Source organism: Frankia sp. CgMI4, from assembly GCF_001756285.1.
Taxonomy (GTDB): Bacteria; Actinomycetota; Actinomycetes; order Frankiales; family Frankiaceae; genus Frankia; species Frankia casuarinae.
The window spans coordinates 25163-36685 of sequence record NZ_MAQZ01000049.1 but is presented as its reverse complement, the minus strand read 5'-3'; the positions used below and the strand labels follow the sequence as shown (position 1 = coordinate 36685).

Here is an 11523-nt window from a genome sequence, read left to right as displayed (position 1 = left end):
ACCGCACGGGACGGCGGGACCGAGGACGTGGCTGGTCCGACYGGGCGATCCGGACGGCGGGCGACGCTGCTGGTCCTCGCGGACGGCCGGATGCCCACGGGAGGTCACGCCCACTCGGGCGGTGTTGAAGCAGCGGTGACGGACGGGAGTCTGGCGAACCTGTCCGACCTGGCGGCCTTCCTCGTCGGACGGCTCACCACGACCGGCCTGGTCGCCGCGGCCTTCGCGGCCGCAGCCTGCCGGGCCGGCACGCAGCCGGGTCCCGCGACGCGGGCGCCACACGCCGACCACGTCCCCACCRCATCCGTCACACCCGTCACCATCGTCACACCCACCACCATCGCCACCTTGGACGCCGAGCTCGACGCCCGGATGCCCTCCCCCGCCCAACGCGACGCGAGCCGGGCTCAGGGGCGCACGCTGCTGCGAGCGGGCCGGGCCGCCTGGCCCGTGCCGCCCGGTCCACGTGCACCGCACCACCCGTGCGCACTAGGCATGGTCGCCGCGGGCGCGGGCCTGCGTCCCTCGGACGCCGCCCTGGTCGCCGCCCACACCACGGTCACCGGACCCGCGACCGCCGCGACCCGCCTGATGGGGCTGGACCCCTTGGCCGTCACCGCCGTGCTCGCCCGGCTCGCCGACGAGGTCGAGGCGATCGCGCTGGCCGGCGCGGAGGCTTCCCGACGCCCGCCCCGGCTGCTGCCCGCCGTCACCGGTATCCGCCTCGATCTCCTGGCCGAACGGCACCGCACMACGGCGCTACGGATGTTCACATCCTGACCGGTGCCCGCCGACTCGTCGTCATCGGTCCCAGACCCGGCCCGTCGGCTACTCGCATGGTCGGCTACTCGGCCGATCGCGATCGCGCGGCGCCGGGTGGACCCGCGGGCGCCGGCCGATCCCGTCGCCCCCGGCTGGCACCATGGCAGCCATGAGACGGGGGGTCATCCTGGGCGGGGTCGCGGCCGGGCCGGAGGGCCCCCTCGTCACGGCCGCCCGAACGGGCCGCACGGCCGTACGGGCACGGGCCGTCATCCGGGTCGAATCGGCTCCGGACGGCACGGCGAGGCTCATCGAGTTGCGCTCCGACGTGCCGATCGTCCTGCGCCAGACCGGAGCATCCCCTGGTCGGACCAGGGCCCCGTCTACGGTGCCCGCGCTATCCGCGGACGCGCTGCCGACCGCGACGGTTCACCTGGTCAACGCGACCGCCGGACCGCTGGCGGGTGATGATCTGGGACTCGACATCTCCGTCGGCAGCGGGGTGCGCCTGGTGGTGCGTTCGGTGGCCGCGACGGTGGCCCTGCCCGGTCACGGGCCCGGGCCGTCCCGCTTCACCGTGTCGGCACGGGTGGCCCCGGGTGGCGCGCTGGACTTCGCGCCGGAGCCGACCGTCGCGGCGCGGGGCTCGGACCATCTCCTGGTGACCRATGTGCACTTGGCGACCACGGCCTGGCTACGGCTGCGCGAGGAGATCGTGCTGGGCCGATTCGGGGAGACGACCGGATCGATACGTAGCACCCTGCGGGTGGACATGGACGCCCATGCGGAGGTGGATCCGCCATCCGAACCGACCCCCCTGCTGCGCCAGGATCTCGTCCTCGGTCCCGAGATACCTGGCCTGACCGGACCAGCCCTCCTCGGCTCGGCTCGTGCCCTCGGGTCGCTCCTCGTCRCGGGGCCCGATCCGGTGGGCTCTCCGGCAGCCYGGCGGGAGTCCGTGCCGGCAAAGAGGGCGGAATCCGGCGCGCAAGCGGCCGTCGCGGACGGGGTGGCGCTGCTTCCCCTGGCTGGTCCGGGTTATCTCATCTCCGCCCTTGCCGAGAATGCGGTTACTCTCCGACGTCGTCTGGAACAAGGGCCGGCTCCTGCCACGGTCTGACTCGGACGGGCAGTCAGGCGCGGGTGCGGTGCCGTAGAGCCGATAGAACAGCGCGACCGCCTGTCCGGCGCGGGCCCGGCGGTTACTGTCGCGGTCCAAGCCGGAGGCCGACCCAGCAGGGCGACGATCTGCCTGTCGCGGATGGTGAGGCCGACCGCCAGCCGGTCCTGTTCGACTGTCCCGGCCGGGATGGATGACTCACTCACGCGACGGAGCGTTCCTAGCCACCGCCCTCTACCGACTCGGCCACGGCACCCCGTCCTAGCTCGGGACCACCGGCTAGGTCCGGGGCTGATCGGTCGATCCGCCCCGGACCGGCGGCGAGGCCGATGACGATGCGGGCCACCGCGTGGGAGTGGGCGTCKGTATGGACGTAGGCGTGGGGGAAGCCGGCBCCACGGCCGGCGCGGGGACCGCCGAGGATGTCGCCATTACCAGGGGTGTTGCGGGCACCGTGGACGAGGCGGATGGCAAAGCCGATSAGCCGCCGGCGGAGGCCGATGAGCCGCCGGAGTCGGGCGGCCCGGCCACCGAACCCTCACGCCGTTCACCCGGGCCGTTCGGATACTCGGGGGCGGCGGCCGGGGCACCGTGATCCTGGTAGGTACGTCCCTTCCAGGCCGCTCCCCGCCCGGCCCGCTTGAGCCGCGCCGAGTCCACCGTCATCGCGAGGTACAGCACGGCCACTCCGGGGAGCAGCAGGGCCAGCGGCAGCGGCTGACAATAGTAGCKGGTCATCGGCAGATAGGTGACAGTCATGATCAACCAAGCGATCCCACCGACGAGAGCCGTGGCGACGTCGCCGGTCACGATGCCCACGATGGTCGCGACCACTGGGATGACGAAGACCAGGCTCAGTCCCAACACGGTCCCGACCAGCAGCGACGGGGAGTGCCGCAACTGCGCATAGGCGCTGCGGGACACCATCTTCCACAGATCCGCGAGCCGCGGATACGGGCGCTGGCTGTGGACCTGCTCGGCGAGTCCGAGCCACGTCCGCCCGCCCGAGCGCTTGATGATCCGCGCGATCGCCACGTCGTCGATGACGGCGCCGCGCACCTCCGCCAGTCCACCGGCCGCCGCAAGGGCCTCCCGGCGGATCAGGGAGCATCCGCCGGCCGCGGCGGCCACCCGCGAACCCGGCCGGTTCGACCACCGGAACGGGTACAGCATCGCGAAGAAGTGCACGAAGGCCGGGACGATCAGACGCTCCCAGCCGGTCTGCACCCGTAGCACGGCCATCTGCGACACCATGTCCAGCTTCTGGGAGGTCGCCGACTCGACGAGCGCGGTCAGCGATCCCGGGCGGTGGGAGATGTCCGCGTCGGTGAGGAGCAGGAAGTCGACGTCGCCAGCGCACTCGATGCCCCGCCGCAGCGCCCACAGCTTCCCGGTCCAGCCAGTGGGGGGTTCGGTGGATGTGGTCATGGCCGGCGTCACGTTGGTCTCACCACGCGCGGCGGCCTGTTCCGCCAGGTCCCGGGCAACCTCCGTGGTCCCGTCGGTGGAACCGTCGTCCACCAGGATCAGCTGGACAGGACCGGGATAGTCCTGGGCAAGCAGCGTCGGAAGCGTCACGGGAAGCACGTCGGCCTCGTCCCGAGCCGGCACGACGATCGCCACACTGGGCCAAGCGGTCGGCGCCTGCCGGGATGGCAGGCGCTGATCGGTCCGCCAGAAGAACCCATGGCCGACGGTCAGGTAGAGCCAGGCGAGCAGAGAGGCAACGGCGACCCACAGCAGCACTGTCACAGAAAGTGATACTGCCACGGGCCCCTCAAGGGCGTGCGGGCGCCCTGGGTAATGCGGGGTTACAAGGCTTCCGTCCCGGTCTGGCCGAGCCGGTATGGAGATCTCCCCCCCGAAACTCTCCTGCCGCGCCACCATGAAATCCCAGGCCTCCGGCCGGCGGCGGGGTAGCCGACATGAGCATCGACGATGGTGCCCACCACGCCCCGCGGCAACAATGAGCACCTCCCGTAACCTCATGATCGACAGGGGTGATCGGAGATACCCGGCTGCAACCAGTTGAAAACGAAAAGTGATCGGCGATGCGCGACGAACGGCTGGCGAGGGCGCGACCAGGGGGCGAGGCAACAGCCACGGATCGGCGTCCGTCGGCGGTTGCGGGTGCATCGGAGCAGCTTCGTCACGACCAGGCCCGCTCGTGCCGGGACGGTAGTGGGTACAACGGCCTCGGCTACACCATAATCAAGGGGTGACACGAAGCCGTCGTACCGAGCAGACGGCTGACACCCGTCAGGCCCTGATCTCCGCCGCCCGCCGTCGGTTCGCCGAACAGGGGTTCGCCTCCACCGGCACCGAGGAGATCGTCGCCGACGCGCAGGTCACCCGCGKCGCGCTTTATCACCACTTCCGCGACAAGGCCGCACTGTTTCGCACCGTGATGGAACAGGTCGCGACGGAGGTGGCCGAACAGCTCGTCGCCGGTGAACTTGCCCGGGACGCGGARCTTCCCAGCGACGCCTGGACGCAGCTCCGGTCCGGGTTCCAGTCCCTGCTCGACATCTCCACCGCGGACAGCGACTTCCAGCGCATTGTCCTCGTCGACGGTCCGGCCGTGCTGGGCAACGACGCCTGGGATGCGCTCGTTGAGAAGCACGGCTACCGGCTGCTCTCSGAGTGGCTGGAGCGCGCGATGGCCGAGGACCGCATCGACCCGCTGCCAGTGGTCCCGCTGACCAGGCTGGTCGCCGCCCTGCTGTCGGAGGCGAGCATCTACACCGCCGGCGCCGCGGACCCGGACACCGCCCGCCTCGAGGTCGGCACCGTGCTCGACCGGCTGCTGCGCGGGCTCGGCCGCGGTGGCGATCTCGCCGAGCAGCCGCCGGTCAGTGCCGACGGCGGCGCCGGCTCCCGCGGGACCGCCGGCTAAGGCCGGCTGGCGTCGTCAACGCCAGCGAAACCCTGCTCCCGCCGGCCCTGCTCCCGCCGACGCGAGGCGGGGCGGCACAGACGACGACCGCCCCGACCGGGTGAACCCGGTCGGGGCGGCGACCTGCCGGCCGGACGACGTCACCTGACGGTGACGGTGGCGCCGTGAGCCGGCTCAGACCACGATGAGCCAGCTCAGACGCTGCGGGCCGCTCGGATGGACTCCTTGAGGGAACCCATGGTGGCCAGCACCGCGGAGGTCTCATAGCCGCAGTGCGCCATGCAGTTCGCGCACCGCGGGTCCTTGCCACGACCGTAGGCGTCCCAGTCGGTGGTCTCGACGAGCTCCTTGTAGGACGAGACGTACCCGTCACTCATCAGGTAGCAGGGCTTCTGCCAGCCGAAGAGCGAGTAGCTCGGGATGCCCCACGYGGTGCAGCTGAGCTCCCTCTTACCCTCCAGGAAGTCCAGGAAGACCGGCGAGTGGTTGAGCCGGAACTTCTTGCGCCGGCCGTCCGCGAAGACCTTCGAGAACATCTCGCGGGTCTCCTGGACCCCCAGGAAGTGCTCCTGGTCGGGCGCCTTCTCGTAGGCATAGCCGGGTGAGAGCTGGATCTGGTCGACCTTGAGGTCGTCGTTGAGGAACGTCAGGATGTCGATGACGTCCTGCGGGCTGTCGTTGTTGAAGAACGTCGAGTTGGACCCGACCCGGAAGCCCGCGGCCTTCGCCGCGTGGAAGGCACGGACGCACTCGTCGAACGTGCCCTCCTTCTCCACCACCGCGTCGTGCCGCTCACGCAGACCGTCGATGTGCAGGACGAAGGTGAAGTACGGCGACGGGGTGAAGTTCTTGAGCTTCTTCTGGAGCAGCAGCCCGTTCGTGCAGAGGATCACGAACTTCTTGCGCTTGACCAGCTGGTTCACGATCTCGTGGATCTGCGGGTGCATCAGCGGCTCRCCGCCCGCGATCGCGACCACCGGAGCACCGCATTCCTCCACCGCGGCCAAGGCGTCGTCGACGCTCATCCGCTGCTTGAGCACGGACGCCGGATGCTGGATCTTGCCACATCCAGTGCAGGACAGGTTGCAGGCAAACAGCGGCTCCAGCTCCAGTACGAGCGGGAAGTGCTTGCGACGAAGCAGCTTCTGCTTCGCCAGGTAGGTCCCAATCCGGAGCTGGTACCGCCACTCGACCGCCACGGCTGGYCCCCTCTCGTTAGGTCACCAGTGGATGAGCGATGATCTCTGCATTGACCATACAGCGTGTACGTACAGACTGCATGTGGATCGTCCGATGAACTGCCCCACAAGGGTGTCCGTTAGCCGACCCCGCCGAGTTGCGGACACCGGGAAGACAAGGCCGGGACAGYGCGGACACGGGTTCGGGACAGTCCACGGACGATGTCGGGCCAGCAGCCCGACGACGTGCCCGTGGTCGCATCCGGCCCGGCCGAGCGTCGGGTCGGGTCTCCGGCCAGGCCGCGGAATCAGGCCATGGGATCAGGCCATGGGATCAGGCCGTCTCACCCATGATCAGACAGGTGCTRCTGGCGGTGGCCACGACCTTGCCCTGGTCATCCCGGACGTCTCCCTCAGCGAAAGCCACCCGCCGTCCCGGCCTGGTCACCCAGCCGTGCGCGGTKAGCCGGCTCGGCCGGCCGACGACGACGCGTACCGGCCGCAGGTAATTAACCTTGATCTCGATGGAGGTATACGCCACCGCGGCCGCCAGCGTGGAGTGCACCGCGCAGGCAGTCGCGGTGTCCAGGATCGTGCAGACCAGGCCACCGTGGACGAGGCCGATCGGGTTGTAGGCCGACTCGTCCGGCAGACAGGTGAAGACAACGTCTCCCGGCGCGACCTCGACCGGCCGGAAGTCGAACAGGCGGGAGATCGGGGGCGGCGGAATGCGCCCGTCACGCATCGCGGACAGGAACTCCAACCCGCTCAGCGACGCCGCCGCCGCGGCGACCGGCAGCGGGTCGTGCCAGGTGATCGTCTTGCTCCGCGGCTCGCCCCAGGCAGCCGGGTCGTGCGGGTGGCCTGAGGCGGATTCGGGCCGMGCGGATTCGGGCTCAGTCGTGGTCATGCCCGCAGCCTAGACTGGCTGCATTCAGGATACGTACCCAGTATCGATAGGATGCACCGATGCAGGAATCGTCCGACGGCCCGCGGGCCTGTCCGATCGCGCGGACGCTGGAGGTCGTGGGTGAGCSCTGGTCCCTGCTGGTCATCCGGGAGATCACGCTGGGGGTCCACCGCTTCGAGGGCATCCGGGCCGGCACCGGGGCGCCCCGAGCCGTGCTGGTCGAGCGGCTGCGGGCGCTGGAGCGCGCGGGGGTGCTGGAGCGTCAGCCGTACCAGGAGGCGGGCGCCCGGTCCCGGCACGAGTACCGGCTGACGTCCTCCGGCCGGGACCTAGCACCGGTCCTGCTGGCCCTGCGCCGGTGGGGTGAGCGGCACGCCGCACCGACCCGGCCGCCCGCGGCCGATCGCGGCGCCGCATCCGGCTGAACCGAACCCCACCGTGTCGCCCGGGCGACGCCACCGGCTTCGCCCTCGCCGGGCCGCACCTCGGGACCGCCCGGGAGCCGGGCGCACTATGGCCCTGGAACGGGCGCCGGGGCCGGTCGGCGCAGTTCCTTGGGCAGGTGGAAGGCGAGCGTCTCGGTGCCGACGGAACGCACCGAGACGTCCGTCGCGCCGAGACCCGACAACGCGGTCAGGAGCTCGTTGACGAGGGACGGCGGGGCCGAGGCGCCGGCCGAGATGCCGATCGTGTCCACGCCGGCAAGCCAGGACAGATGCACGTCCCCGACGTCCCCGACCAGATGCGCCTCGACGCCGTCGCGCCTGCTCACCTCGACGAGCCGCACGGAGTTCGCGCTGTTGGCCGAGCCGACGACGAGGACGAGCTGGGCCTCCTCGGCAACCTTGCGGACCGCGTTCTGCCGGTTCGAGGTCGCGTAGCAGATATCGGTGGAGCCCGGCCCGACGATCGCCGGGAACCGCTCCGTCAACGCGTCGACGACCTCCGCGGCCTCGTCCAGGGCCAGCGTGGTCTGCATGAGGTAGGTAACGCGCTCGGGATCGGGAACGTCGAGGGAGCCGACGTCGGCCGAGGACTCGACCAGCGTGATGCGGCCGGGCGCCTCGCCGAGGGTTCCGTCCACCTCCTCGTGGCCGGAATGGCCGATGAGCAGCACGGTGTCCCCGCGGGCGGTGAACCGGCGGGCCTCGGTGTGCACCTTCTCCACCAGCGGACAGGTGGCGTCGATAACGGACAGGCCGCGCTCGCCCGCCTGGTCCCAGACGGCCGGGGCCACTCCGTGCGCGGAGAAGACGACCGTCGAGCCGCCGGGCACCTCGTCGAGCTCCTCGACGAAGATCGCTCCACGGCTGGCCAGGTCGGCTACCACGTGGGCGTTGTGCACGATCTGCTTACGGACGTAGACCGGCGCGCCGTAGATCTCCAGGGCGCGCTCGACGACCTCGATCGCCCGTTCGACGCCGGCGCAGAACGCCCGCGGCTCGGCGAGCAGAACCTGGCGACGGCCGACCGCGGCGGCCCACGCCTCGATGGGGCGCCCGAGCGGACGCATCGTGCGCAGACCACGGATTCCGCGGCGGGCCAGGTCGATACGTCCCAGCGGCTGCGCCGCCGTGTCGACGATGACGCGGACGGCGGCGAACGGCACGTCGCCGACTCCCGCCGCCAGCTCCGCGGACTCCATGTCGACGGCAAGGGCCCCGGTCGCGGCGAGTTCCGCGCGGGCCGTGCCGCCGACGAGCCGCGGCACGGTGACGATCGGGCCGACGTGCACGGTGAGCCCGAGCCGGCGCAGGTCGCCGGCCAGCAGGGGCGCGGCCGCGCAACGGCCGGCGACGGTGCCGTCGGCGTTGCGGATCTCGCTGGCCACGACGACGTCACCGGGCTCGATCCCGGCCGCCAGTCCCCCGGAGAGACCGACGAGGGCGACGGCGTCCGGGCCTGTGTCGCGCACCAGCCGGGCGGCCTTGCGCGCCCGTTCCGGACCCATGCCGGTGCGCACGATGACGGTGTCCGCGCTGAGGCCCGACCGACCGGCGGCCATTGCCTCGACCCGCAGGGCCGCCGCGACGACCAGCCGCGCCCGACCGCGCACGGGGGTTGGCTCCTGCTCCGGGACGACCGCCGCGGCCGGCCGGTGGACCGACGCCGGGAGCGCGGCCGACGGCAGGGACGGCGACGACGACTCCTGCGCCGGGATCTCGGTGGGGGAGGCCGGAACGGTCCTGATCCCGGCACCCGCGGCCGCGGCGACGGCCCTCTGAGCCGCGCTCGTCGTGGCGGCGGACGCGCCGTCCCCGGCGGACGCGCCGTCCCCGACGTCCCCTGCGCCCCCGGCGTTCCCGTCGCCGCCGGCCGCGGATGCGAAGATGTTCATGGCGTGGCCACCCCGGTGAGGGTCACGTACCGACCGAGCGCGGTCAGCGGGAAGACCAGCCGGTACAGGTGGTAGTTGAGGTAGAAGTCACCGGGGAAACCGGTTCCGGTGAACTGGGGCTCGTCCCAGGTCCCATCCGGCCGCTGGGTCTCGCACAGCCAGCGCACTCCCCGTTTGACGGCCTTGCTGTGCGGGTCGACAGCCAGCAGCGCGAGCAGGGCCCAGGCGGTCTGCGAGGCGGTGARCTCACCCCGACCGATCCAGGCCGGATCGTCGTAGGAGCGTGGGTCCTCACCCCATCCACCGTCGGGCGACTGGTGCTCCAGCAGCCAGCGCACCGCGGCTGTGATCGCCGGGTGGTCGRCGGGAACGCCGGCGGCGATCAGCGCCGGAACCACGGCGCCGGTGCCGTAGACGTGGTTGATCCCCCACCGGCCGAACCAGGAGCCGCCCGGTTCCTGGTTGTCCAGCAGCCATTGCACCGCCCGCCGGGTGATCGGGTGGTCGGAACGGCCGAGGTCGGCCAGCATCTCCACGATGTGGGCGGTGACGTCCGCCGACGGCGGGTCGACAACCTCGCCGAAGTCGCAGAACGGGATCTTCGCTGTCAGCGTCCGCACGTTGTCGGCGTCGAAGGCACCCCAGGCCCCGTCCGACGACCGCATGCCGACGCTCCAGTCGACCCCACGGGCCGCGGCCGCGCGCATCGCCCCGGCCAGCTGCGGGTCGACCGCCGCGAGGCCGCGGGAGGCGCGGTCACGCGCGGCCGGCGAGAGCTCGGCGGTGCCGCCCGGGGTGACGCTGCCACTCGGGGTGACGGTGCCACCCGGGGTGACATGGCTGCCACCGAGCAGGCGACGCAGCGCCAACACGACCTCGGCGGTGTCGTCGGTATCCGGGTAGAAGTCGTTGTCGAACTCGAACGCCCAGCCGCCAGGGGCGAGCGCCGGACGGCGGACCGCCCAGTCCCCGGCCACCCTGACCTCTTCGTCGACCAGCCAGCGGCCGGCCCGCACCATCGCGGGATGGTCGGCGGGGACGCCGGCGTCCGAGAGCGCGACCACCGCGAGCGCGGTGTCCCAGACCGGCGACTGGCATGCCTCGATCTGGGCGGTCGGCCCCTCCGGGGTCTCGCGCCGGATGATGTAGCGTTCCATTCCCCGGAACGCCGTGGCGATCACCGGGTGGTTGAGGGGGTATCCCATGAGATGCAGCGCCATGACGGAGTAGATCCACGGCGGCTKGATGCCCCCCCAGCACCCGTCGGCCTCCTGGCGGGCGACGACCCACTCGGTGGCCCGGCGCAGCGCCAGGGTGCGCAGCACCTTGATCGGCCGGCGCTCATAGCGGTGCAGGATCGCGTCCAACCGCTCGAAGGCGCCTTCCCAGCTGTGCAGCGGGGCCGGCTTCGGCGGCGTCACGGGTGCCGCGACCTTGATCTCGTCGATGCTGAAGCCGAGGTCGCGCACGGGCCGGAGCGACCCGACGATCGTCAACGCGACGATCGTCTGGCGGGCCCAACAGCCGAAGTCGTAGACGTTCAGCGGGAACCAGGACGGCAGGAAGATCAGTTCCGGCGGCAGGACGGGCACGTCGTCCCAGGACCACTCGCCGAAGGTCGCCAGCCAGATGCGGGTGAACACCCGGGCGGCCGCCACCCCGCCCTGGGAGCGGATGAGCGCGGCCGCCGCCGCCATGTGCGGGGCGTCGGGCTCGTCACCGGCCAGACGCAGGGCGATGTACGCCTCGACCGTGGTGGACAGCTCGGCCGGTCCGCCGTAGTACGTGGCCCAGCCGCCGTCCGCGAGTTGCTGGGACCGCACCCACCGGGCGATCGGCTCGGTCTCCTCCTCGGTGCGGATGCCGAGGAACTGCTTCATKAACAGGTGTTCGGCGTCGATCGTGACGTTCGTCTCGAGGTCGCCCTTCCACCAGCCCTCCTCGGACTGCAGCCCGAGGAGGTGGTCCCGAGCCTGGTTGGCCGCGGTCATCGCCGCGGCCAGGTCCGGATCGACCGAGGTCTGCGTCGTGGGCGGGGTGCCGTCGGCGGTCGCCGCGCCACCGCCGGACACACCACCGCCGGACACACCACCGCCGGACAGCGGTGGCGAGGACCGGGAGATCCCGTAAGCGTCGGGCGTGGCGGGCGCGGGAATGTTAACGCGCTTCGAGCTCTTCGCGGCCTTTGGAGCAGCCGGGGACGGGTCCGAGGTCAGGCTCATCGACGACTCCCCTCGTCGTACATGCGATGGTCATGAAGACGATCAACGTGCTGATCGCCGGGCCGGGCGGGAACGGCGACTGCACTCACCCGTCGTC

The 11523-nt window shown here is 71.6% G+C and carries 9 protein-coding genes; 4 read left to right on the top strand and 5 right to left on the bottom strand.

Annotated features, from left to right (window positions below; genetic code table 11):
* Nucleotides 1-90: 90 nt before the first annotated feature.
* Both Manayef4_RS06330 and Manayef4_RS06325 read left to right on the top strand, forming a co-directional pair.
* Entirely contained in the window at nucleotides 91-780 is a 690-nt protein-coding gene (locus Manayef4_RS06330; RefSeq protein WP_070130994.1) for an urease accessory UreF family protein, read from the top strand.
* A gap of 142 nt (nucleotides 781-922) precedes the next feature.
* On the top strand, nucleotides 923-1882 hold the full coding sequence (locus Manayef4_RS06325) for an urease accessory protein UreD (RefSeq protein WP_070130964.1): 960 nt from the start codon (nucleotides 923-925) through the stop codon (nucleotides 1880-1882).
* Nucleotides 1883-2161: 279 nt separating this feature from the next.
* Here the strand turns inward: Manayef4_RS06325 and Manayef4_RS06320 are convergent, their stop codons facing one another.
* A complete protein-coding gene (locus tag Manayef4_RS06320; RefSeq protein ID WP_254665490.1) occupies nucleotides 2162-3634 on the bottom strand; it encodes a glycosyltransferase in 1473 nt (490 codons plus the stop codon).
* 466 nt (nucleotides 3635-4100) lie between these two features.
* Here Manayef4_RS06320 and Manayef4_RS06315 point away from each other — a divergent pair, with 466 nt between their 5' ends.
* On the top strand, nucleotides 4101-4778 hold the full coding sequence (locus Manayef4_RS06315) for a TetR family transcriptional regulator (RefSeq protein ID WP_070130962.1): 678 nt from the start codon (nucleotides 4101-4103) through the stop codon (nucleotides 4776-4778).
* 194 nt (nucleotides 4779-4972) lie between these two features.
* On the opposite strand, the gene hpnH is transcribed toward Manayef4_RS06315, so the two are convergent.
* Nucleotides 4973-5977 (bottom strand): adenosyl-hopene transferase HpnH, encoded by a 1005-nt coding sequence (hpnH, locus tag Manayef4_RS06310; protein WP_070130961.1) that lies wholly within the window; start codon nucleotides 5975-5977, stop codon nucleotides 4973-4975.
* A 313-nt stretch (nucleotides 5978-6290) separates the two neighbouring features.
* On the bottom strand, nucleotides 6291-6866 hold the full coding sequence (locus Manayef4_RS06305) for a PaaI family thioesterase (RefSeq protein ID WP_011435279.1): 576 nt from the start codon (nucleotides 6864-6866) through the stop codon (nucleotides 6291-6293).
* Between the two features lie 59 nt (nucleotides 6867-6925).
* On the opposite strand from Manayef4_RS06305, the gene Manayef4_RS06300 reads away from it, so the two are divergent.
* Nucleotides 6926-7291: a helix-turn-helix domain-containing protein gene (locus tag Manayef4_RS06300; RefSeq protein ID WP_070130960.1), complete on the top strand. Its 366-nt coding sequence runs from the start codon at nucleotides 6926-6928 to the stop codon at nucleotides 7289-7291.
* 86 nt (nucleotides 7292-7377) lie between these two features.
* Here the strand turns inward: Manayef4_RS06300 and ispH are convergent, their stop codons facing one another.
* Complete coding sequence (gene ispH / locus Manayef4_RS06295) at nucleotides 7378-9204, bottom strand: 4-hydroxy-3-methylbut-2-enyl diphosphate reductase (RefSeq protein ID WP_023841192.1); 1827 nt, start codon at nucleotides 9202-9204, stop codon at nucleotides 7378-7380.
* A complete protein-coding gene (locus tag Manayef4_RS06290) occupies nucleotides 9201-11426 on the bottom strand; it encodes a terpene cyclase/mutase family protein (RefSeq protein WP_070130959.1) in 2226 nt (741 codons plus the stop codon). Before Manayef4_RS06290 ends, ispH begins: the two co-directional genes overlap by 4 nt.
* Nucleotides 11427-11523 lie beyond the last annotated feature (97 nt).

Excerpts from the sequence above, each read along its gene's own strand:
- ispH (WP_023841192.1), bottom strand. The coding sequence starts at position 9,204 with ATGAACATCTTCGCATCCGCGGCCGGCGGCGACGGGAACGCCGGGGGC.